Annotated in this window: 15 protein-coding genes; 5 read left to right on the top strand and 10 right to left on the bottom strand. The window is 39.8% G+C overall.

Going from position 1 to position 25,513, the window contains the following annotated elements; translation table 11 throughout:
• Positions 1-66 precede the first annotated feature (66 nt).
• The 6 genes from B3E92_RS11320 to B3E92_RS11295 all read right to left on the bottom strand — a co-directional run bounded on the left by B3E92_RS11320 (position 67) and on the right by B3E92_RS11295 (position 9,494).
• Complete coding sequence (locus B3E92_RS11320; RefSeq protein ID WP_070561544.1) at positions 67-264, bottom strand: hypothetical protein; 198 nt, start codon at positions 262-264, stop codon at positions 67-69.
• Positions 265-390: 126 nt separating this feature from the next.
• Positions 391-858: a hypothetical protein gene (locus B3E92_RS11315; RefSeq protein ID WP_070561546.1), complete on the bottom strand. Its 468-nt coding sequence runs from the start codon at positions 856-858 to the stop codon at positions 391-393.
• 590 nt (positions 859-1,448) lie between these two features.
• Complete coding sequence (locus B3E92_RS11310; RefSeq protein ID WP_070561548.1) at positions 1,449-2,723, bottom strand: glycoside hydrolase family 88 protein; 1,275 nt, start codon at positions 2,721-2,723, stop codon at positions 1,449-1,451.
• Between the two features lie 42 nt (positions 2,724-2,765).
• On the bottom strand, positions 2,766-4,034 hold the full coding sequence (locus B3E92_RS11305) for a DUF2264 domain-containing protein (protein ID WP_286896721.1): 1,269 nt from the start codon (positions 4,032-4,034) through the stop codon (positions 2,766-2,768).
• A 139-nt stretch (positions 4,035-4,173) separates the two neighbouring features.
• The gene (locus tag B3E92_RS11300; RefSeq protein WP_070561550.1) at positions 4,174-6,066 is read right to left on the bottom strand and encodes a RagB/SusD family nutrient uptake outer membrane protein; all 1,893 of its coding nucleotides are present in this window, start codon (positions 6,064-6,066) and stop codon (positions 4,174-4,176) included.
• 107 nt (positions 6,067-6,173) lie between these two features.
• A complete protein-coding gene (locus B3E92_RS11295; RefSeq protein WP_070561555.1) occupies positions 6,174-9,494 on the bottom strand; it encodes a SusC/RagA family TonB-linked outer membrane protein in 3,321 nt (1,106 codons plus the stop codon).
• A 136-nt stretch (positions 9,495-9,630) separates the two neighbouring features.
• Here B3E92_RS11295 and B3E92_RS11290 point away from each other — a divergent pair, with 136 nt between their 5' ends.
• The gene (locus tag B3E92_RS11290; protein WP_070561556.1) at positions 9,631-12,159 is read left to right on the top strand and encodes a ligand-binding sensor domain-containing protein; all 2,529 of its coding nucleotides are present in this window, start codon (positions 9,631-9,633) and stop codon (positions 12,157-12,159) included.
• Between the two features lie 150 nt (positions 12,160-12,309).
• Positions 12,310-13,512 carry a hybrid sensor histidine kinase/response regulator transcription factor gene (locus tag B3E92_RS11285; RefSeq protein WP_286778583.1) on the top strand — a complete coding sequence of 401 codons (1,203 nt, stop codon included), beginning with the start codon at positions 12,310-12,312 and terminating at the stop codon, positions 13,510-13,512.
• 126 nt (positions 13,513-13,638) lie between these two features.
• Here B3E92_RS11285 and B3E92_RS11280 read toward each other — a convergent pair whose 3' ends face one another.
• Both B3E92_RS11280 and B3E92_RS11275 read right to left on the bottom strand, forming a co-directional pair.
• Entirely contained in the window at positions 13,639-14,886 is a 1,248-nt protein-coding gene (locus tag B3E92_RS11280; protein WP_070561558.1) for a glycoside hydrolase family 88 protein, read from the bottom strand.
• Positions 14,887-15,037: 151 nt separating this feature from the next.
• On the bottom strand, positions 15,038-17,182 hold the full coding sequence (locus tag B3E92_RS11275; protein ID WP_070561559.1) for a glycosyl hydrolase family 95 catalytic domain-containing protein: 2,145 nt from the start codon (positions 17,180-17,182) through the stop codon (positions 15,038-15,040).
• 383 nt (positions 17,183-17,565) lie between these two features.
• Here B3E92_RS11275 and B3E92_RS11270 point away from each other — a divergent pair, with 383 nt between their 5' ends.
• From B3E92_RS11270 to B3E92_RS11260, 3 genes are all read left to right on the top strand, one after another.
• Positions 17,566-18,834: a Gfo/Idh/MocA family oxidoreductase gene (locus B3E92_RS11270; protein WP_046674856.1), complete on the top strand. Its 1,269-nt coding sequence runs from the start codon at positions 17,566-17,568 to the stop codon at positions 18,832-18,834.
• A 12-nt stretch (positions 18,835-18,846) separates the two neighbouring features.
• Positions 18,847-22,248, top strand: a complete 3,402-nt coding sequence (locus B3E92_RS11265) for a DUF1080 domain-containing protein (protein WP_070561560.1) — start codon at positions 18,847-18,849, stop codon at positions 22,246-22,248.
• A 151-nt stretch (positions 22,249-22,399) separates the two neighbouring features.
• Positions 22,400-23,650 carry an ROK family transcriptional regulator gene (locus tag B3E92_RS11260; protein ID WP_046674854.1) on the top strand — a complete coding sequence of 417 codons (1,251 nt, stop codon included), beginning with the start codon at positions 22,400-22,402 and terminating at the stop codon, positions 23,648-23,650.
• Here the strand turns inward: B3E92_RS11260 and B3E92_RS11255 are convergent.
• Together B3E92_RS11255 and B3E92_RS11250 are read right to left on the bottom strand one after the other, a co-directional pair.
• The gene (locus tag B3E92_RS11255; protein ID WP_070561561.1) at positions 23,647-24,006 is read right to left on the bottom strand and encodes a CoA-binding protein; all 360 of its coding nucleotides are present in this window, start codon (positions 24,004-24,006) and stop codon (positions 23,647-23,649) included. The two genes, B3E92_RS11260 and B3E92_RS11255, sit on opposite strands and share 4 nt — an antisense overlap.
• A gap of 128 nt (positions 24,007-24,134) precedes the next feature.
• The gene (locus B3E92_RS11250) at positions 24,135-25,325 is read right to left on the bottom strand and encodes a serine hydrolase domain-containing protein (protein ID WP_070561562.1); all 1,191 of its coding nucleotides are present in this window, start codon (positions 25,323-25,325) and stop codon (positions 24,135-24,137) included.
• Positions 25,326-25,513: the final 188 nt, after the last annotated feature.

The raw sequence follows: 25,513 nt of genomic DNA, 5'->3' as shown, positions 1-25,513 counted from the left end.
AAATTTGAGACAGCTTCTTTTCCACATCGTGTTAATAACTTTGTTGAAAACTAAAAAAAGCTACTGTTATTGCTTGATGACCTTTTCTCCGCGAAGCAACCGATCGTATCGCACCAATGCCTCCACATAATAGTAATCGGCATAGGTCAAGGGCACATCTACTTCTGTCTTATGTGGAATTGATCCGACACTATGTTTCAAAATATAGCCACCGGCTTCTTTATAATCTGCCTTGTAGGGTTTAGAAGAAAGCGACCGCAGCATTTGCTTAGCCCTCAATATGTAGCGAATCAAAAATTCTTTCGGCTTCTACCATCGTATTCGACCGAAATAGTAAATAGCTGCCCCAATGAAGACATTGAGACAGCAACATTAATTATTTTGGGCAACTTAATTGCTTCCGACATCTAACGATGTACAGCCAGTATCGCTTAAATAAACATTTTCGAAAGTGTAAGATTGTCCGGAGCCCGAATGACCGCAGCTCATCGCATACCACATTGTTAACCAACTAGGACAACTTGCATAAATATCATAATTTCCACTTTGAATATTGACTGGATAAGATAACGTATTCGCAGGGACAACAACATGCTGTGTGGTTCCTCCTGGAAAATTCCCACTAAAGGTCAAATAAATGGGTGAATTACTAAAGTTATACACATAAAAGTCGAATGTGCTACTTAGTGTTTTAATATTCGTTTTGGTATTTTTTTTTGCCCCAACATTCTCCGTAGAAATTATATTTCGTTTATTAGATAATTTTACTGCTGCTGGTACACTCAAATCTCTAGCTTGAACGAACAAACCAGTGACAATAAATAACACAAAGGCTATTACAAATGATTTTTTTAACATAATTCAAAAGTGTTTATAAATAATTGACTATTTCAATAAGCTTTTTTGAGATATAGCTTATCAACAATTGGCTTTTATCTTGCCTAAATCATAAGGGCCTCCTTTCTTTTAGATAAATTGACTAAAGTTTCTCGATCATTAGCGAATGATGCCTCGCCATTAATAATTATGGTTGAAAGATCAACGGCACATCGCTTTAAAAAATTCTCCGTAAAAAAATAGGTGCATTACCTACTAATACGTCCAAATGATTACTTGATCAGAATATACAATTTTGAAATACAAGAACTTACCGACCCCTAAAAAACATAATAAGTGTAATTTCAATAAATCTGACTTTACTATTTGTTGTTTTCATCCTTTGTTAGATTTATGATATTGGTAACGTATAAACGGAGCGGTATAGATCTGACACATCCGGGTGACAGATCTCGCCAAATATTATGGGTCTATCGCGACTATTATAACAGGAGATGCTCCAATGAAAATTTAGGATTGGTTGGAACTGCATTTTTTCCAAGAGCACAAACGGCTAAAACTGTTCCTAAAACAACACTTATTTTAAGAACAGTTTAAACGTGCCTTATCGTCTATTGTTTAATCACCTTTTCTCCTCGGAGCAATCGGTCATACCGCACTAATGCCTCTACATAATAGTAATCGGCATAGGTCAAAGGCACATCCACCTCTGTTTTATGTGGGATTGAGCCGACGCTATGTTTCAAGACGTAGCCACCGGCTTCCTTGTAATCTGCTTTGTAGGGTTTAGAAGAAAGCGAGCGCAACATCTGCTCAGCCTTCGAGATATAAAACTGGCTTTCACTGCCTGTTGTGTATTGTGCCAGTTCCAGCAAAGCCGAAGCAGTTACTGAAGCTGTCGACACATCACGAAGATCTTTCTGGCTATAATATTTACTATCCGGAGTAAGCTTGTTCTGGTCCATATCCCAATAAGGAATCAGGTCTTTTGGAAGATTAGGATGATTCAGATAAAACTGTGCAATATGCCTAGCCTGCTCCAAATATTTCTTGTCGCCAGTCTCACGATACATCATCGTATACCCATAAAGTCCCCAAGACTGTCCCCTAGCCCATACAGACTCATCAAAAGCTCCTTGGGCAGTTTTTCTCGAAATAATACTTCCATCCTTCGGATTGTAATCCACCACATGGTAGGAACTATAATCTTTTCGGTAATGATTGATCATCGTTGTATTGGCATGTTGTACCGCAATATCACGATAACGCTTATCACCTGTCATTTTGGAAACTTCCGTCAAAAACTCCAAGTTCATCATATTATCGATGATTACTGGATAGGTCCAAGGCTGACCATCCCAGTTTCTTCCACCGTCCCATGAACGAATTGTTTTCGGTGCTTCATGGAAACGTGTTGCCAGCGATGCTGCTCCAGTACTTAAAATTTCCTTATAAGCAGCCGAATCTCCCGTCAAACGTAATGCATTCCCAAAGCTGCAGTATAACATAAAGCCCAAATCATGTGTTCCTTTGTTATTTTTTTCTTTTTCCAGCTGCTTCAATTTACGTTTAGCCTCCGTCAAAAGTTTTTCATCCTTGGTATACTCATATAGATAAAGCACTGTACCGGGATAAAATCCAGAGCACCACCAGCTTGAACCCCAACTCACATATTTACCATCTTTATAAGTCGTGGGCATATCGGATTCATTGATCGATGCTGCGAGGTAAGCGATTTGTTTATGTGCATCTTCTAAATTGGTACGGACAAATTCTTTGTCAAGGCCCAATTTTGCTGTCCCTAAGTTTCGCTGACTGGAACAGGAAATTCCCTGCATTCCTAGTCCAATCATTAAAGCCCCCGTAATATAGTGTTGTATCTTCATTTTATCCAGTCCTTAATCTTTTGCTTTTTTATTCTTTTTTGTTTAATAACTTACATAATAGTCTTTGGGAAATTGCTCTGCATTCCAGCATTTTTGGGAAGTCCAGGGTTGTGGAGCACAGGTCCAGAACTCATCGTCTGCCGGTAACCCCAATGGCAAGAATGATAGGGAGGCCACATACATTGACCCTGCATTTGTATAGTAATCTGCGAGATTGGATTGTTTGTCACCTACCACTCCCATACGCAGCCATCCTGAGGGTGCAAAGGTTTTGTCTATATAAATATGCCTTAATATCGCTTTAAGAGCTGCCCGGACTTGTCCTTTTGAGATATCCTCGGGGAGCTTGTTTTCTAAAGCAACTGTCGCCAAAGGCTGGAACGCTGCATTCTTATAAGTTGAGGAACGGCCAACAACAACATAATGACCTTCTGGAGAGATCATACGTTCCAAATGATGTGCATAGCGCTGCATTCGTTTATACGCTCTATCATACATTTCTTTGTATTTTCCGCCGGCGGTAATATTATGGCGTAGCGACTCCACCTGCATACAGTGAATCACATACCCATTGTAATGATCAAAACTAAAACGGGCTCCGTCGCTGTACCAACCGTCTCCGACATACCATTCTTGATCAAATTTATTGACCGCATAATCGATCTTCTCACGAGCACACTCCTCCCCGATGCTATAGAGAAATGTCTCTGTCATCGCGGCAAACAGCAACCAATTACTCTCATTCGGCTTGATCTTCCGCAGCAATTTGAATTCTTCAACTACTCTTTTTTTAGTCACTTGGTCCAAAGGCTGCCATAAAGCTTGAGGAGCTCTCAAAAAGGCTAATGCAAGATGCGCCGCATCGACGAGTGTTTGGGATGAAGGGCCTCGCCAGGTAAAATAATCCGGCGATTTAGGATCTACACCATATTGTATACCCAGTAATGCTTGGTCACGTAATTTTTTACGCAATTGACCTTCTTCAGTTGCGTCATCCGGTAAGGCCAACCAAGGAGCCATACCTGCCAACAAACGACCGAAAGCTTCTAGGTATCCGACTCCAGGGTCTCTACTATCGAAAGTAGGACTCACTTCCATCGGCATATTTTTACGCCATTGTTGCTTACTGATATTGCCTAAAATTGGAGCAGCCATCTTATGTAAAATAGATACCCAATAGGCACGATCGTTCTCGCTGTTATTATTTTTTTCCGACGCGGCAACATTGGCTTTCACTTCACTAGCAAAAGATGTCGCCAGTGCGCCCATTCCAGCACCGCCCAATAGTTTTAATAAGAGTCTTCTTTTCATTGACATTGGTTTATAACGAACACAATCGAAGTGTTACACAAAACATTAAAAATCTTTATTTTAAACTAAAAAAACAAATCAAAAAAAATCAATCGCTCTAGCAAACGATTGCGTGAGCGATTGATAACAACTTCTTTACTTAATAAACCCAGCCTGGTGTTGGCTTCAAATTTTTATTTAACTCTATTTCAGATTTAGGGACTGGCCACGTGTACCATTGGTCACCTATCCATTCATAAGTGGTACCACCTGTATTTTCTGTGCCACCCCAAGCATGCTGCGCGAATTTTTCGTTGAACTTTGTTTCTTTCAGTGTCTTCCAACGCATTTCATCAAAAAAGTTAACTCCCTCACCAATTAATTCCCGGCGCCGTTCATCTCGTACATAATTCCGTGCTTTGTTTTGATCTGAAAAAGAAGAGGCCATTGTTGGAATTCCAACCCGATCTCTAACCTGTTTTACCTTTGCCATAGCACCAGGTAAATCATTCATTTCGACTAATGCTTCTGCCCACATCAACAAAACATCAGCATAACGAATAATAGGTTCGTCGATCGGATTTTGTTCACGACGAGCATATTCTAACCCTTCGCCCACAAACTTACGATGGATATACTTAAATTCTGCCTGCGCATTTGCACTTCCAGAAGTATAATAACTACCAGGTAAACTACTATTTAAATTGGGCTCAGCTCCAGATTGGTCTACATAGTACTTACCAGTAACTGGGAATCTGTATGTATACATACCTGCAGCCGTGGAATTGCTATTTACTCCTTGGAATGATGCATAAGGAGTCACTACATTATAAGCTAACCGTGGATCCCTATTCGCATAAGCTGCTTTAAGCCGCGCTTCGTTACCCTCAGGCAGATACAACGCTCGCGCAGTACTATTCAATTTATTTAATTCTGTATTGATTACTGTGGTTACCGTAGGGTGAACATCATTTCCGTTAACTTTTTGGTCTCGTATAAAAAAGACTTTTCTATTGGGCGCACCTAAAGCATTTACGGTATTCCATTCAGGAATATAATCCGACCAACTAAAAGGACGCACAGTAGTACCATCAATTATTTCTTCATACAAATTGACCAAGGCCGGGGTTACTTGCAAATCTGTCCAACACCCTCTACTATCTTTTGCTCCCTGTTGAAATGCGGCGGTATACTTCTGTACGGCAGAACCGTATCCTGAAGGTTCCTCAATATATTGAACGCTCAAAATCATCTCTTCACAACGTTCATTGGCAACTTTAAATAATTGCTTATAATTTGAAAAGAGTTTATAGCCGTTCTCTCCAACTTTCGCAAAATCAGCTACTGCCTGATCGTATTTTTTGGTCATAAGATAAGCACGGCCACGTAGTGCATAAGCGGCACCTTTACTCACACGTCCTTCTCCTTGGATTTGATTGTTCGGCAAAGCACTCTCATTGATTGCATCTGTCAAATCTTTAATAATAAGTGCCCAAACCTCCTCTTCTGAACTCTGCCCTTTGTTACCTTCTGCAGGACTGATAGGCTCGGTGTAAATAGGAACACCTAAACCATTCCGACCGTACAGTTCATTGAGCCGCATGTAAAAAAAGGCGCGTAACACTTTACATTCGGCTACTAATTTATTCTTTTTTTCCTGAGCCATCGTCGCACCGGGAATATGAACAATTGCATCGTTAGCGCGATGTACACCATCGTACAACCATTTCCATTGGAATGAAAAATAGGAATTACTTGGATTCACAGCGCTGGAGAATAGGTTATTTAAGTTATATTCACCTTGACCAGTCATACCAAATGCCTCATAAGCATAATACCCAATATTTGCAGATGTCCCTACGATTCCGTCACTTCTTACCGGACGTTGTAATGAATAGTAAACACCTATTACCCCTTGATCAACCAGCGTTTCCGTTGACCACATTGTTCCCGAAGATATTTTGTCATTAGGTGCAAGGTCCAATATTTTCGTACAAGACGATAAAGAACTTGCTATACCAATTGCTATGACAGATTTTAATATTTTTTTCATCTCTATTTCTATTTTATTTGACTAAACAGAATTAAGATTAAGATGCTAGTCTAAGTCTTACTCTATTGAAAACTCAAATTAACTTATCCTTCTGTTCTGAGATTAAGTTAAAAAGTTACTGATACCCCGGCGGAATATAGCTTCGCGATCGGATAAACAATCAATGAACCACCTAATTCCGGGTCCACTCCTGGAAAGTCTTTATGTTTAAAAGTCAATAGGTTTTCTCCTGTTACAAATACCCTTAAGTCTTTAATTTTAGCTTGATTAATCCATTTTTTAGGAAATGTGTACCCCAACTGCAAAGACTTTAATTTTAAATACGAGGTATTATACAGGTAGAATGTATTAGCCTGCATGATTGAACTTGAAGAAAGTAAACGTGGATATTTACCATTTATATTTGCATTTGGATCTGTAGCAGGATCATAATTATCATAATCGCTATTTGCTCTTACTGCATCATAAGAATAATATTTGGTCCAGGCATCTGCTGGCAATTGATCACCTGTATTTGCCAATATTGATCCATTAGATCCACGCTCATTAATATAATGATAAGATCCGACACGTCCCGCCAAAAGCATGTTTAGATCAAAGCCCCTGTAGGCTGCTGTCAGATTTAAGCCAAACACAAATTTGGCAACAGAAGACTTCCCAGTGAATTCACGGTCATCATCATTACCGTACTTACCATCACCGTTCGCATCTGCCATAAGCATTTGGCCATACCAAATATTTGCTGCTCCTGGCCCCACTGTATTGTTATTGAAAGAATAATTTGCAGCTATCATGGATTTCACCCACTCCAGATCGGCTTTAGTACGAATCATTCCATCTGTTGGACCACCATTAGGATCTACACTTCCATCAGATTTCATATAAGTTCCAGTACCTGCGTAAGGCCTTCTTAAAAACCATTCGTCAAGCATATGTTGTTCAACACGACGTTCGTTTCCTCCTGTAGATACATCTGCTAAATTCGTATAGCGCCAAGTTGGATTACCCCAAATATCGAGAGTCGATGGATCTTGTTCATACTTTAACGTTCCTTTAAATCCGGAAACTCTGTTCATGTTGTAAGAGATATTACCACTAACTCCATACCTAAAATCTCCGATTTTGTCGTTCCACCCCAAATTTAGTTCTATCCCTTTATTATTCATTGAAGCGGTATTGGACATCGGTGCATTGATATTACCCATTGTCAAATAAATAATAGCTGCTGTTAAGATATCAGAAGTCTTTCGGGAGTACATATCGGCTTCGACACTCAAACGACGATTTAAGAAACTGGCTTCCAACCCAACATTATATGTCGTTAGTTTCTCCCATGATAAACTAAGATTTTGGATAGTTTGCTGAATAACCCCATTCGCAACCGACTCGTTAAATACATTATTCACTTTTTGATAAAGAGTCTGCCAATCGTAATTCCCACTTATTGTATTCCCTAAGGTTCCATAGGACCCTCTAAGCTTTAAGTAATTAACCGTTGTTTTGGCTGGGTCAAAAAAACGTTCGTTACTGATTACCCAACCTGCTGAGAAAGAAGGGAAAAATCCTGTGCGATGTCCGGGAGCAAACTTAGATGACGCGTCCGAACGAAAGTTTCCTTCGAACAAATATTTACCATCATAGGCATAGTTTACACGGCCAAAATAAGAAATCATTGCGTTCTCCGCTTTAGCGTCACCTCCAATTGATTCCATTGTCGCACCTGAAGTTATATCCGTTACGTCCCAGTCTAATAAGCCCCTTTTTGTAGCGTTAAACCCACTTGTCTTTGAATAATATTGCTCGTATCCTACTAATCCGCCAACATCATGTTTCCCAAAAGTATGCGCGTAACGCAATAATGCATTCGCTGTATAACTGGAAGATTTATAAGAGTATCTATATGTCGTTGCCTGGTCTAAATTCCCTATCCCCTCTTTAGGCTTCTCAAAGCTTTCTCTAAAACTATATCTCGGCAAGTTTTGGGAATAATTTTCATCCTCACGCATATAATCACTATAGTTAAAGCGAGCTTCTGCAATAATTCCTTTCCAAAGATCCGCGTTAACATACCACGTGCTATTGATACGTGTGTAGTTGTTTTCTCCACCATTCGAAGCCACCTGTTGGAGAATATTATCCTTATTTGTTGTGTTGGGATCTTCACTGGATCCATATTTTCCCTCATAAATTGGTGTCATTCCCGGAAAAGCTTGAAGCAAATAAGTCATTGAAGTGCTACCTGGCTGCTTATACTCCTTTGTTGCATAGGTTTGTGTTCCAAAAGTAATTCTATCCGCAATTTTTGTTTCCAAATTGGTCCGAATGTTGAATCTCTTCATTCCAATATTTGCCAACGTTCCAGGATTATTCTGGTATCCGGCGGACATGAGATAAGAAGATTTATCACTACCCCCAGTTACTGAAACACCATATCGCTGATAATATTGGGGCTGGAAGAGAACCTGCGCCCAATCTGTGTTTGGATATGCCAACCAATTAGGGATGCTATTCCCAGTGATCGGATTAGTATAAATACCATTAGGATCAGCATTTGCTTTGCGCCACTCTTCAATCGTTGAAAGTGTATAATCAGGAGATGTCGAAGTTGGGTTAGCATTCACCTTAGCGATGTTGTGTAGTTCCATCCAATCTGCGGTACTTGACATAAACTTCAAATCAGTTTGTGCTTTCTCACGTGCATACAATGCATTGAATGTTATATTAGGGGCCTCACCTTTCCGCCCTTTTTTAGTAGTCACGAGAATGACACCATTAGCAGCACGAGATCCATAAATTGCTGCCGAAGCCGCGTCTTTCAAAATAGAAATATTCTCGATATCATCGGTATTTAATGGAACCATATCGGCGACAGCACCATCAACAAGAATCAGTGGGTTATTATTATTGAAAGATCCTGTACCACGAACACGAATGGAAACATCCTCGCTTCCAGGATTTCCATTGCCCTGCGTAACACGTATACCGGGTGCAGTTCCACCTAGAGCCGCAGCAAGGTTCATTATCGGCCTATTTGTAAGTTTATCTGCGCCGACAGTAGCGACAGATCCAGTCAAATTGACTTTTTTCTGCGTGCCATAACCAACAACAACAACTTCATCAAGTGCTGAGGTATTTTTTTCCAGACTGATATTAATTATCGAACGCCCTTTAGGATTGATTTCTTGATCCTGATATCCTATATATGAAATCAGTAATGTAGCATTTTCTAAAACAGAAATGGCATATTGACCTGCCTCATTTGTTGAAGTGGCGGTCTTTCCGCCCTTTTCTCGAATCGTTACACCCGATAAAGGTGCTCCCTGACTGTCTGTAATCCGCCCCGTAATTGAAATTTTCTGTTGTGCCATACTCGCACCCACAGTAAACATCATCATAGCAGACAGTCCAACTTTGTAAAACTTTGCCATACTTTAGGAAATTAGTTTTATAATAAAAATTGGTTGTTTAATAGGTCAAAGATGGGTTTATGAGCAAATTAAGAGGGGTGAAATTCATAAATATTTGGGGGTAAAATCTTAAATTTGACACAAATACCCCATAACCATGAGCATACTACCTATTTTATCGCGACAATTTCTGCTGTTGATATCCATCATTTCCCTTTGTCATGCCCAGAATTTAAAATTTGAGACATTAAGCCAGGAGAACGTATTGGATAAACAGGCGGTATTAACAATTGCTCAGGATAAACAAGGTAAACTTTGGTTCGGCGGCGGAGCCAACCTTTTTGTATACGACTCCCAGAATATCACTAATATTCTCGTACAGGATACGGTATTTAAAAAGGTAGATTACATTAACAAGATTGCCATCAACGCAAACAATGACCTTTTCATTGCTACCGCAACGCAGCTATTTATTTTCGATATCGACAAACGCAAAGCGGTATTTAAACAAGGAAAACCTTTTCAAGAAAAAATTGCTGTCGCCGACATACAGTTCCTTTCAGACAAAATATTTCTGTGCACCGACAAAGGGCTCTATCAGGCTATCCCCACAGCGGGTACCTACAATCTCAAAAAACTCATTAACCAATCCCGGGTACAATCGATTATTCAGACAGGACCTGAAACCTATATCATGGCGAGCATGGATGGCATAACGTCTTTTTCATTGAAAAATAATCAAATTTCTACGAACCAGAATCTTATAGCATCTCCCCTGCCGTTAAAAGAGCAGATTTTCAGCACAATGTATCTTCATAAAAACATCCTGTGGGTTGGCACAAAATTGCATGGAATATTCCAATACAACTTCGTTGATAAAAAATGGAATAACCTAACAGAAACAAATAGCAATCTGCTCAGCAATAACATCCGGAAAATTGTCCCAACTAAACAGGGAGACCTACTGATCGGTACATTAAAAGGACTCTCTATCTTTAATGGGGCACCACATTTCTTAAACTATAAACATAATACCTCCGTCAAAAACTCATTGAGTCAAAACTCTATCTATGATATTTTTATTGATCGACAACAGATCACCTGGATAGGAACTTATTTTGGGGGAATCAATGCCATCTACCCCGATCTGATCCCCATACAGCATTATTCAACGCGTTCGCGTCCTGGGCTCAGCCTTAATAGCGATATCACCGGCAGTTTTGCAGAGTCAGAAAATGCGTTTTGGATTGGAACAGAAGAAGAAGGAATCAACAAAATTGACAAAAGAACAGAAACGACCTCTCCTTTGTCTAAATTAACCCAGTCAAACCTGATCAAGGATCTATACGTTAGAGATAACAAAATTTATGCAGCACAGTATGGCGGTGGTTATTCCATTATCGATGCACAATCTGGAAACACACAACACTTTTACCTTGAAAAAGATCTCCTGAATCTCAAAAACAATATTTATAGCATTTACGTCGATCCCGTACATCGCATTTACCTCGGAACCAATAAAGGGCTTTACATCGTCGATCCCGGAAAGCCTGCAGCATATAACGCTGCCTTAAAAACAGGTACAATTGATGATATCCAAGCTGATCATAAACAGCAGACCTATTTTCTTAGAGGCGGGACACTTTTTCGCAAAAAACCGAATGAATCAAACATACGACCAATAAAACAGCTTGATACATTAGCCCTGGGTGGATTTTATGTGCATCCGCATGGTGACATCTGGCTGACGTCAAAAGAAGATCTTTATCATCTTGATCAGCACGATAAGCTTACCAAAGTATCACGTTTTCCAAACAATTCCTTAGGCTGGCCCATCATTGTGAACAATCAAGTGTGGCTTACAAGTAAAAATGGATTAATATGCTACAATCCCAAAACAAAACAGCGTTATCTCCTGAATCAATATTACGGTTTACCGGTCAAAAATCTACTTGGTGCCAAAGTCTTTGCCAGCAAAGCAGGAACACTATTCGTCACGACACTAAATGGTGTAGTTTCTCTAGATACCCGAAAAATTATCTTTAATCAGAACATCCCCGAAGTACTCTTTCGAAATATCTTTCTCGAAGACACGCCATTGAACTACGGACGTTTACAGAAAACGTCAGACCCCAACAGCTACCAGCTCAAACTCCGACACGATGAAAACTTTGTAACGATTAATTTCTCAGGTTCCAATTTCATCAAACCGCAGAAGAACAGATACCGCTATAAGCTCGAAGGTTTCGACAAGGATTGGGTTGAAACAAATACCCCCTCTATACGATATACCAATATTCCTACAGGTATGCACACCTTGACCATTTTCGCCAGTAACAACGATGGTATCTGGAGCAGCATACCCCTGCGGATCAATATCGATATTAAACCTCCCTTTTGGAGGACCTGGTGGGCCTATCTTTTGTATGCCGGCTTGTTTACTCTCGGTGTACATTTTGTTATCAAGTTTGTTGTCGAACGTGAGATGTTGATCAACTCAGAACGGGAACAGGAAAAGAAAATAAAGTTCTTCACACAGATATCCCACGAAATCCGTACACCACTGACTTTGATAACGGCTCCTTTGGATGAAATTATTTCCGAAACAGCCAATCTTACTTCTACCCAGAACAAGGTAAAACGGATAAAAAAGAATGCCAGTAAACTCCTGGGTGTTATCAATTAGCTACTGGATTTTAAAAAATTCGATGACAAACACTTTGTACTGAAGAAAACAGACATCTCTTTTCGGGAATATATAGAAGATACATTCTACCTATTAAATGACCTTGCAAAAGCAAAACACCTCAACTACTATATCCGGCAGCTGGATGCTGTGGGGCTACAATCCATAGATACTGTACAATTTGATAAAGTCATGTTTAACCTCTTATCAAATGCGATCAAGTACACACCAGAACATGGCACAGTTTATCTGGATCTTATCGAAAATGATCACACAATAGCGATCAGTATTATCGATAATGGTATCGGTATCGCTACCGACAACCAATTTAAAATATTTGAAGAGTACTATCGTGAAGAACAGGCTAATGACGTGATCGGAACAGGTATTGGTCTAGCACTTACCAAACAAATTGTGCAGCAGCACGAAGGAGATATTCGCTGCTCAACGATGAATGATGAAAAAGGCCAATGGACTGTATTTACTGTTAGTCTCCCCAAGCAAATAAACCAAAAAACCGGAGTTATACCGCTAGAAATATTAACAAAAGAGACAGAGGAAGCAAACACAACGAATTTAGGCACGCTGGATATTTCCTTAAAGCAGACCATCTTGATTGTAGAGGACAATAGCGAATTATTAGCAGCCGTTGTCAGTCTATTTGAGGAGAGCTTCAGCATTATTACTGCTGTCAATGGTGAGGAAGCCCTTTCTAAAGCATTGGAATATATCCCTGATCTGATTATTTCGGATCTGATGATGCCTTACATGGACGGTGCTCAGCTATGCCAGGCCATTAAAACAAATATGACGACCTGCCATATACCATTCATCTTGCTGACTGCTGTAACCGACAACGATTCCCAAACTTTGGCCTTAGAGCATGGCGCAAACATCTATTTGACAAAACCTTTCGACAATAAACAGCTTTTTCTTTCTGCACACAATCTCATAGCGGTCAGTCAGAAAAGAAGCAAGGAATTTGAAGTCAAAACGGCTATATTCGACAATGAACTCGATGCACAATTTATCTCATCCCTAAATCAGTTGATTGAAGAAAATATCCAATCAGATGGCTTTGATGTCAATTTTATAGCGCGAACAATGGGAATGAGCGCACCAATCCTCTATCGCAAGCTAAAAGCCATATCCAATTTGTCACTCAACAATTATGTAAAAACGTATAGGCTAAACAAAGCGAAAGAGTTACTAACATCCGCAATGAATATCAGTGAAATCGCTTATGCCGTAGGCTTTTCCGACAGGAAATACTTCAGTAAGGAATTTAAAAAACAGTTCGGATACAATCCGTCAGAGCAAACAACAAATTCTAGCCAGACCACTGAAACTTAGTGATATTTCAAAGTAGTCTAGATCCTATCCCATAAAAAAAGAGATGTCTCTAACATCTCTTTTTTTATCTATACCTGTGTACTTAAAACGAGTTAATTTATCAACGACAAGCTTTCTTTGATGGTCCTATTTAGCGATCTCTTTGATCATTGGCTCTCCTGACAATAGGCGTTGATAACGCACCAAGGCTTCAACATAGTAATAATCTGCATAAGTCAAAGGCACATCGATTTCGGAATTCAATGGCAACGCTCCAACACTATGTTGTAAAATGTAACCGCCATTTTGACCATAAGGAGCAAGATAAGGCGCCTTCGACAGGTTTTTAAGAATAATTTCTGCTTTGTTAAAATAGTTCACAGCCTCACTTCCCTTTGTGTATTGCGAAAGTTCTAATAAAGCCGATGCATACAATGCCGCTGCCGACACATCCCGAAGGTCCTTATTTGGATACATTTTGTCCGACTGCGCAATTTTATCTTTATCAAAATCCCAGTAAGGAACCAGATCAGCAGGCATATTTGGGTTACTTAAGATATATTTTGCGATTTGCTGTGCCTGCTTCAAAAATTCTTTCTTCTTGGTTTCGCGATACATCATCGTATAACCATAGAGTGCCCATCCCTGCCCTCTTGACCATGCCGATTCATCAAATGCACCCTGATGTGTTTTTTTTCCAATAGCCTTACCAGTCTTCTTATCATAATCGATCACATGGTAGGAACTATAATCTTTTCTGAAGTGATTTTTCAAGGTTGTTTCGGCATGAGCTACCGCAATGTCATAGAATTTTTTATCTCCAGTCATTTTAGATACCTGTGTCAAAAATTCCAAATTCATCATGTTATCAATGATTACAGGATATTGCCATGATCCGTGATCCCAAGAACGAATTGTTTTGGTAACGGGACTATAGCGAGATGCTAGGGAATTCGCACCAGTGCTGAGTATCGGCTCATACTTTTGCGTATCTCCCGTGAGACGAAGTGCATTTCCAAAACTACAGAATAACATAAATCCTAAGTCATGCGTACCCTTGTTGTTCTTTTCTTTCTCCAGATACGTCAATTTCTCAGTTGCTTTCTTTAATAATCCCTCATCTTTGGTGCCTTCATATAAATACAGCAATGTCCCCGGATAGAAGCCCGAACACCACCAACTGGATGAAGAAAATACCTCTTTCCCATTTTCGAAAGTTTTTGGAAACTTTTCTGCCGGCGTTTCATTCGCCAGGACTTTTATTTGCTTTGCTGCAGCATCTAACTGTTGCTGAATGAACTCTTTGGATAGATTCGGTTTTGCTGTTTGGGCCTGAACGACAGTCGAAGTGCCCAAAACGGCCAATAATAACACAGAAAGTTGTTTTAATTTCATTATTTTTTATTCGTTTATTTTTATTTGGTCAGCGCATGAGCGCGTCAATTCTATAGTTAAATAATCAGCTCTTTTCTCCATTTTAATATGGAGCGTGGGTTCAAAGCATCTGCCTATCCAGCTTTTCCTGTCTTCCTTTCTCTAAGCTCGATTATCCATGTGCGTTGATCAAAGCGACTGCTCCCTTATCGAGCTGCAGATCAATTATTCCGTCTTGCGCTACAGTAAAGGTACCTTTTCCCTGTATTTTTACCTCTGGTGTTCCGATATCGGATTTTAAACGTAGACGACCGCCATATTGACTTCGGATTTGGATGCCGACCGTTTTTCCATTTTTACGCTCCGCTGATACGAGATTTCCACCATCTGTCAAAAAATTGGTAAAGGAAACATCCTTCCATTTAGAAGGAATTGCAGGAAACACACGTAATATGCCATTCCAATACTGCATACACAGTTCTTGAATACTCGCCATCGCTGCGAGTGGGGTTTCTATCACCGGACCGCTTTCGGCATATAGTGTATTGGATTTAAAATATTTCTGTAACAAAACATCCAGCGAAGCCAAAGCCGAATTTCCTCTCCCCATCATGGCATACATTGAGGCAGCACCCGTAAATGAATAGCCCTGTAACCATTGCTTTTGGCTCTGCCAATGTGCAATAGAACGTTCAATAAGCGCTTGGTTATTTGCCTGATCCCAGTTTATGTCGTAAAACGGATAAATCATCATGAGATGCGAATAATGACGATGCGACTCACCATAGGGAAGGTCTCTTGCGATCATAAAGCCATCGGCATCTTGTGGATAATCAATCAAGTTGGCTAACACGTCTTTCCAGACCGCATAAAGTTTATCCTTGCCGCCTCTTTCTTGATCCAGCTCTATAAGTGTCTTGAGTCCCCACCTGAAAATGGAAAGATCATAATTTGTATCATAAGCATAACCTTTAGGGTATTCCGGTGAATAGGTTTTCACCCCGATATGGTATTTACCCTGTTGGTCCTTTTGCAATAAGTGCAAATGATAATTTATAGCTTCCTTCAGTAGCGGGAACAAGCGATCATATACTTCCTGAGAAAGGGTCGCTCGATAATACTGATAATAACTATGCAGAAGCCAAACGAGATTTCCCAATTCTTTTTCTCCATCGGAAGCGCCTTCCAGCGCAACATTTTTTGCCAGAAGAACCGGACTCCATAAACTTGGTCCCGAGGAGCGACCTACAGCCAAACTATTATAGCGATAAGGCTCGGGAACATTTTGTCTTAGCTTATCTTTATTTCGATCAATCATCTGGATCAACGAGTTTGCAATACCGAGCTGGTTGGCTTTGAAAACTGGTGAATAAGCAAGTTGCATATTAAGATTAAGCCAGTAAGCTGGCCAAGGAGTTGGACTCGTCCATGGCCCCTGTAAATCCATGGCGGGTTTATCTGACCTTGTTGCACTGGCAAGCTTATACAGTTGCATATCATAAAACCGCTGATAAACCGTATCTGGCAATTCTAGCGTCGATGCCTTAAAATAGTTTGTCCACCACTTGCGATGGGATGCCAGTCCTTTCGTTAACTGTAGAGCATTAAAATTCCGAACATAATGAATCGCCTTTTTGAAATAAGCAGTCCCATGCTGGCTATAATCTACAGTAATTAAATAGGTATCCACTTCTTTATCAGATTTGCTCCAATAAGCCGTTACATACCCTCCCCCCGCTAAGAGAGGCTGGTCAAAATATTTAATTCCGCCTTGTGTACCAAAACTGCCTTTTGGATTTGTCGGATAGTTTTTCGGTTTTTGCGTATAGCTGAATCCCATCCTTGGGCTGATGGCTTCGTCGGGTTTCCATGTAAGCTGGTAATTCCCGTTAAAATCTTTTTTAAATACCTCCAGCAAGATAATATTGTCATTCGATAAGGTGGTTGTCCGAATTCTCATTATGCCCTTATCCGTGCTGACTTTCGCCTCTGCATAAGCATCTTTTAAATAAATTTCTCCTTGTGCCTGTACAATCGGGCTTTCAAATTCCATTTCAAAATGACCTAACGACATACGCGCCTGATCAAACAATTTATCGGCCGAATTCGCGCGATGATCATAAACATCAGTTCGTCCAATATCCACACGCATTGAATTCTTGCCGGCTAAGTAAGTCATCGTTCCCAGTAGACCATTTCCGGTAAATACACCTTCATAGATCGTATGACCCAACACGGGAATTCTAAATTGAGCTGATCCTCCAAATGGCCGGCATAGGATGCAAACGAGTAAAAATAGTATTCTTAGATTCATCATTAGGATTTAATGCTATCAGAGCGACCATAAAGATGCTGGATTATTCGACTGAAATCAAGCCTCTTTTACGAAAACGATTGAGAAAAATTGATCGGTAGGGCTTTCCGAATCTATCCGACAGGTCGGTTACCAAGCTGAAATGTAACAATTTAGCAGACACAATGACGTGGCATAGGCAAAAATTGGACACTATATATGAAAGAAATGAATTCAACAGTATTCTTTTGTTATTTTTTAATAAAACACAAATAAACAATACGTAAAATTTTAGTTATCAGTTTACATTTATCAGTTTTTTATCTATTTTTAAGATTAAATATCCAATGCCGTTATTTTTAACAGCCTAATAGTGGATCAATTATAAAACAACTAATCCAACCAAAATGAAAGAACAGAATTCATCAAGGCGTGATTTCATAAAAAAATCCGTGGTCGGTGCTGCGGCATTTTCTATTGTACCACGCTTTGTACTCGGAGGACAGGGCTATCTTGCTCCGAGCGACCATCTAACCAAAGGTGTAATTGGTGTCGGCAATATGGGGCGTGGACACTTTGGCTACGCCGGAACTAAAACAGTAGCTATTTGTGATGTGGACAAAACCCATCTGGCGGCAGCACAAGCAGACTTAGGCGGTGGTGTGAAGGAATACCATGACTTTAGGGAGTTGATTAAATCTCCGGAAGTAGATATCGTACATATTGCTACTCCGCCACATTGGCATGGACTGATGTCCATTGAAGCGGCAAAAGCAGGAAAAGATATCTGGTGTGAAAAACCGATGACACGCACTATCGGTGAAGGTAAAAAAGTGAAAGAAGCCATTGCACAGCATGGTAATATCTTTCGTTTAAATACCTGGTTTCGTTTTAAGGATGATTTTTATGGAATGAATGTTCCCGTAAGCAAAATCAAAAAATTAGTTGATACAGGGATGTTGGGTTGGCCTTTGAAAGTGACGATAAGCAAACATACGGGCTTTGACTGGAAATTTTATTGGGTAGGAAAGGAAAACCTACCGGAAGAGAAAGTACCAGCGGAACTTGACTACGATTTTTGGCTAGGCCCAGCACCATACAAACCTTATAATAAGCACCGTGTACATACGACCTTTAGAGGATATTGGGATTATGATGGCGGCGGCCTAGGAGATATGGGACAACACTATATGGATCCTGTTCAATACTTCTTAGGAAAAGACAACGAAAGTCCCGTTACTGTTGACGTTGATGCTCCGCAGCAACATCCGGATGCCGTGGGCACATGGAGACGAATTACATTTACCTATGCCGATGGTTGTCAGATCATTCTAGATGGTGAAGCGAAAGATGAAAAGGCAGCCTATATTGAAGGTCCAAAAGGTAAATTATATCGAGGGTTTCAATCAGATATACCAGATTTGGAAAGAAAACTTGCACAATATCCTGAACCAGCACCACAGATTACCGACTTCCTGGAATCTGTGCGCACAAGAGAAAAGTTTGCACTGAATGAAATCAATGGACACCGTTCTTGTACTTTGGTCAACATGGGGTTAGCAGCATTGCGACTAAACAGATCATTAAAATACGACTCTCAAAACGAGCTATTTATTAATGATGACGCCGCAAATAGATTGATTCACCAACCAATGAGAGGCCCTTGGTCTATTTAAAAAGAAATCCCAATGAAAAGAATATTCAATTCGCTGACTGTATTGCTTCTTATATCTAGTGCAACTTACGCTCAGCAACCACAAAATAGAACGACTGCAACCAAAATAGCAGACGTATTGGCACAGCAGCCTGCCGAAGACAAAGAAAAATTTTTGCTTGCCATGCATGAGTTGGAAGGTTTTTCGTCTGACGACGTTGTCACTTTCCTCAAGGGACTTAAAGCACCGGGAAGCAATAATGCTCCGATAGAATTTGCAGCAAACAGCTATTCATTCTATGTAAATCAACCAGGTAAAGAACAGCATAAAAGAGTTTTTGTTGAAGGTTTGGCAAAATCCATCTCGCAATTGAGTGAACCAACAAATCAGGTCTTTGCCCTACGCCTATTACGTCAATGTGCAGATAATACCGCTATACCCGCTGTCGCAAATTGCTTGGCAAACGATTATCTTGCCGATGCTGCAGCGAGAACTCTGGTATCTATTCGTACCCCTGAGTCGACAGCAGCATTAGAAAAAGCTTTAGCTGCGTCAACGACAGAGAAAACTGCTATTGCCTTAGTTACTGCACTCGGAGATTTAAAGGATAAAAATGCTGAAAATGCTATTTTGGGATTGACCAAAAAATATAATTCGGACGGTTTTCAACGGACAGCATTAATCGCATTAAGCAAAATAGGTGGCACAGCTTCTGAATCGCTGTTCCAGGAAAAACTAACTGCTGCAGGTTACAGCTACGACAAATTTGATGCGGTTGGTCTTGGTATCGACTATGCCCAAGCATTGATCGACAATAAGCATGATCAAGATGCAATCAAGTTTCTGAACAAATTTTTCCAAGAATCCCAAAAAGCCAAATCAATCAACGGTCAAATTGCATCGCTTAAATTATTGACAACTCTTGACCCGGCGAAACAACAAAAGAACTTATTAGCAGCAGTTAAGAGCGATAATGGTGCTTACCGTAACATTGCTTTACAATTACTCGGAAAATACGGAAAGGGCAGCGACGCAAAAAGCTTGCTTGCTTTAGCAAGCAAGGGTACGCCTGAAGTTCAAGAAAGTGTATTGAACTACTTAGCCCACAATGGTTCGGCAAGCAGTTTAAAACTAATCCAGGCGTTAGTAAATAAAACACAATCTCCAGTAACTAAATTAGCTGGATTAAGTGCACTAAATACACTATCACAGGGAAAAGAAACCAATACTTTAATCCAGGCTCTCAACACAGATCAACAGTTCAACAATTCGGTAAAGGCGTTGATCCTATCATCTAAAGATGCAAATGTTGTTACCGATGTCAACAATGCGCTCGCCACGGTAGATGACGACAAAAAGATTCAATTACTGGATATTTTAAGTAAACGTTCCAACAATGCGTCATCCAAAGCTGTATTAGCAATAAAGAGTTCAAATCCTGCTGTCGAAGAAGCGATCAACAAAGCACTTCCCAATGTTGCCCAGGAGTCGGATTTAGAAGAACTATTCAATAGGCTAAACAATACGACAGATAATAAATCTGCCGTTCTATTGCAGCGTGCCATTGTCAATGTGATTCAGTCAAGCACAAATTCAAAAGGATTAACAGAAAAACTAGCAACTAATATAGCGAAATCAGCAGCGCCTAATACCGCTAAATATTTCCCTATTTTTGCTGGGCTTGGTGACGCACAGTCATTGAAAGCTGTAACTGCATACCTTAACAATAATAATACAAGTCTACGGTCAGCAGCAATTGAATCTTTGGCTGGCTGGTCTTCCTCCAACGCACTTCCAGAATTGGTATCTCTTTCCCGAACAGAAAAAGACGATAATCTGTTCAATACGGTATACCGGGGATTAATTAAATCAATTTCTTCTTCTTCGAATACGCCTGAACAGAAAACGTTGTTATTAAGAGATGCATTCAGCGTTGCCAAAACAGCAGATCAGAAAAAAGCAGCATTATCGGTGTTACAACCTACAGGAACATACCAGTCTTTAGTTTTTGCCGCCGACTTAATGAACGATGCACAACTGGGCGGAACTGCTGCCAATGTAGCAATGAACATTGCAATGGACAACAAGTTCTATGGAAAAAAGGTCAGAGAGGTTCTTGAACAGGTAATCGGTAAATTGTCGGGTAGTGAAAGTGGATACCTTAAAGAAGCCGTTGTTCGCTATCTCGCTGAAATGCCCATCAAAGAGGGTTACGTTTCGATGTTCAATGGTAAAGACCTAAGTGGCTGGAAAGGTTTGGTAGCGGATCCGATCAAACGTAGTAAGATGAAGGAGAAAACTTTAGCAGCAGAACAAGCTAAAGCCGATGACATCATGCGCAAAGGCTGGACAGCATCCAATGGCGAAATTACCTTCAGTGGTAAAGGAGATAACCTGGCTACCGTAAAAAAATATGGCGATTTTGAAATGCTTGTAGATTGGAAATTGGAGAACTATGGTGGTATAGAAGGTGATGCCGGTATTTACTTGAGAGGTACTCCACAAGTACAGATTTGGGATATTGCGAATACAAGAGTCGGTGCCCAAGTTGGCTCTGGTGGATTATATAACAACCAGAAAAATGAAAGCAAACCATTGAAGGTTGCCGACAATGCTACCGGCGAATGGAATACGTTTAAAATCAAAATGGTAGACGATAAAGTCACGGTTTGGTTAAATGGACAGTTAGTAACTGATAATATTCCTCTTGAAAACTATTGGGATAGAAACCAATCCATTTTCCCTACCGAACAAATTGAGTTACAAGCGCATGGTTCAGTTGTTTATTATAGAGATCTTTTTATCAAGGAATTCCCAAGAAAGCAAATCTTTAAATTGAGCGATCAAGAGAAAAAAGAAGGTTTTGAAGTACTTTTTGATGGAACAAACCTCGACAAGTGGACAGAAAACCAAGCCTATGTCATCAATGACGAAGGTTATATCTGGGTGTATCCAAATGCAAAATTTGGTGGAAACCTCTACACAAAAGAAGAATACGCAGACTTCATTTATCGCTTCGACTTCAAATTGACCCCTGGTGCCAACAATGGTGTGGGAATAAGGGCTCCTCTAGAGGGGGACGCCGCATATGAGGCAATGGAAATCCAGGTACTTGATGATGGCGCAGATGTTTATAAAGACTTGAAGCAATACCAATATCACGGTTCGATTTATGGTGTTGTTCCTGCCAAAAAAGGTCATTTAAAACCTGTAGGTGAATGGAACTCCGAGGAAATAGTCGTGAAAGGAAATCGTATCAAAGTTACACTAAATGGCGCTGTTATTGTTGATGCGGATATCGCCGAGGCAAGCAAAAACGGAACCTTGGATGGCAAACAACATCCTGGACTTAAACGAACCTCTGGTCATATCGGGTTCCTTGGACACGGTACCGAAGTATTCTTTAAAGATATTCGAGTAAAAAAACTCAAATAGTCTTAACTTATACGTAGAAAGGGGATAAGGAATCTTATCCCCTTTTTGCTAATTAGCCCACTTGTTTGTCAAGTGAGAAAAATAACCAAATGATTCCAAAACTTTTGCTAAATTAAAGCCCTGAGGATTCTATTTCAAAATATGATGTTTTATGACTAAAGCCGTAAACTTACTGATTAACAAAAAATTGGAGAGTAAACCTGAAAAGAAAAATCTGTTCAATAAAATCTCCATTATAAAATTAATAGCCGAATTAGGATCTGTATCGGTAAATGACATTGTAAAAAACCTCTATTTAAGCCTGCCTACGGTGAATAGCCTCATTGCAGAGTTGCTGGAAGATGATTTTATCCGTCAATTTGACAAAGGAGAATCTATTGGCGGACGTAAACCCAATTTATATAAGCTATGTGATGGATTGTTTCAGGTGCTTTCGATTGAGCTCCAACGTTTCTCTATCACTATGAGCATAATGGACAACAACCAGAACATTATTGCTGAAACTGTTGAGCTGGATAATGAATTATCTCGCAATGGAGAAAATCTAGCCGCTATCACACAAATCGTTGATCAATATCTTATCGATAAATCAGTTGATATCGAGAACCTAACAGGGATTATCATTGGTATGCCTGGGCTAATCAACGCTGAAGAAGGTACCAACGAGACTTTTTTACATGACGACAATCAATCCATAACAAATTATTTTGAGCGCATATATAAAAAACCAGTCTTCATTCTCAATGACGTCAAAGGCGCTGCTTATGCTGAATTGAAATTTGGATTGGCAAAAAACACAAAAAACAGTTTAATTATCCTAATGGATTGGGGGATTGGTTTAGGAATCGTGTCCAATGGCGAAGTCTATCTGGGACGTGATGGCTACTCCGGCGAAGTGGGACATATGCCCTTTATCGATAATGGCGAACTATGCTACTGTGGGAAAAGAGGTTGTTTGGAAACCGTAGCTTCCGGAATTGCTTTAGTCAACAATGCGAAACAGGAAATCCAGAAAGGAGAGCTGACTAAATTAAACGAATTGCAACCCGATGAATTACAACATTTAACACCAACGCATATTATTGAAGCTGCAAACAAAGGTGATCAATTTGCAATAAACCAGATTTCAAAACTAGGGACAAATCTAGGGAAAGCATTTGCATCCTTGATACAGCTCCTCAACCCCGAATTGATCGTATTGGGGGGGAAAATTGCAAAAGCAAATGAACTGATCACGATTCCGATACAGCAAGCCATCAATTCTTATACCATGGCAATATTGAAGGAACATTGTGACATAAAAGTGTCAAGCCTAAATCTCGACAGCAATACCGTGGGACTTACAAATTATTTTATCACGAAGTACCTATCGGTTGAATTGCTTCATAAATCCAAAATCTAAAACTGCCCTGTACTCAACAAGACAAGAGTACAGGCTCTTTCTGTCTTAATACCGTGCTCCATAGCGAGCTGTTCCAATGCTGAATTCTCCGCACCAGGATTAAATATTATTCGTTTTGGCTTCGTCGCTAATATATAATCGTAATATTCTTTCTGATTAGGCTCACTAAGATACATTGTCACCGTATCAATATCTGTATGGATATCACCTTTCTTTTCAATAGGAACTCCGGCGGCTTCTCCTCCACTCAAGCCAATATTAACGATAGCATGCCCATGTTTATGCAACATATTTGCGGCTTTATTCGAATAACGTGAAGGATTGGTACTAGCACCTAAAATCAATGTTTTTTTCATCCCTTTTTATATCTTTTGTGTTTACCTGTTGCATGCATACTCAGGGCATGTAGATTATCTTCTTTGCCTTCTCGTTACAATAGGATAAAGAAGATAATCTAAATTCTCAAAGTAGCATCGCTCAAAAATTACTCATCGATGATAAAATCACCATGGTTGCTATAGGCATTTTTACGCAATACCGGCATTCCCATGATTTTATAAAGCTCATCCAATTTGACCAAGCTTCCATTGGTCATATTAGAAAGTAAAACAATAACAATGTTTCTTTTTAAATCTCTTACATAAATATGTCTAAAACCGTGCCACCAGCCTGTATGGTATACGATATGATCATTACCATGCTCAAAGGTACGCCAACCATAACCATAGCTAAAAATTCCTTTTTTGGCATCGGGATATCCTCGGTATGCTGAATCCAATGTTGACTGCTTTAACAATCGTCCATCTCTCAAAGCCAGATCAAAACGATAAAGGTCACGCACTGTACTATAAATTCCTTTGTCACCAAGCGGTCCATCCTGAAAATTTTGCACCACCGATCTTCGCCATACCTTATCATGCCCGATAACGTTGGTCGGAATTTTATCATACACGGCCTTAGAGAGTGCGGCTGTATTTGTCATTCCGGCAACATTGAATACGCTATCTTTCATATACGTCGCATAATCTTGCTTTGATATCTTTTCAATAATGGCCCCTAAGACCATAAAGTTCGAATTATTGTAAAAGAAACGGCCTCCTGGCGCACCATAGCGATTAGGCTTAAATTCGGTCAGCATTTTCATCACATCTTGATTTGTCATTCCTTTCTTGCGATCAGGCCAATGTTCCTCCGAAAAATAAACGTAATTAGGTAATCCCGAGCGGTGTGTCAATAACATTTTTATGGTAATACCAGGATAAGGAAAATCCGGATAGAAGTCATTGATCGTTTGATCGAGACGTAGCTTTCCTGCCTCCACTAACTTCAAAATTCCGACAGCTGTTAACGGTTTAGAAACTGAAGCGAGTTCAAATTTGTCATCTATTTTTAGACTATCCCGTTTTAAGTAATTGGCCCAGCCGAATATATTCTGATATAAGATTTTCCCATCTTTAGCAACAAGAACGTTCCCATTGAATGCAGCTTTTGAATGAAGGTTTTTCATAAAAGCATCGATTTTCTGATCTGCATTATTTGGATTATAGACGAGTCTCGTGCTATCTGCTTTTGCCTGCGCTATTGCTGCTTCCTTCTGTTTTTTCTCTTTTGAACTACAAGCCACTGTAGATACCATCAAAAGAGCGACCATTCCCTTTAAAAAAAATAATTTCACTATACTAAGTCTCCCGGATTTTTGTGTTTTATGTATTGTTTATCAATAAATACCTCCTATTTCCTTTGTTCTAAACAACATTAAATTATTGAAGCTCGTAATAGAAGGACCAGCCTACTGATAATAATGCTAAAATGAAGATTTTAGTATAAAAAAACGAATTTTTCACCACAATAATTGATATTCAT

The sequence above is a fragment of the Sphingobacterium sp. UBA6317 genome, assembly GCF_002440385.1.
Taxonomy (GTDB): Bacteria; Bacteroidota; Bacteroidia; order Sphingobacteriales; family Sphingobacteriaceae; genus Sphingobacterium; species Sphingobacterium multivorum.
This window is presented reverse-complemented; position numbering and strand designations above follow the sequence as displayed.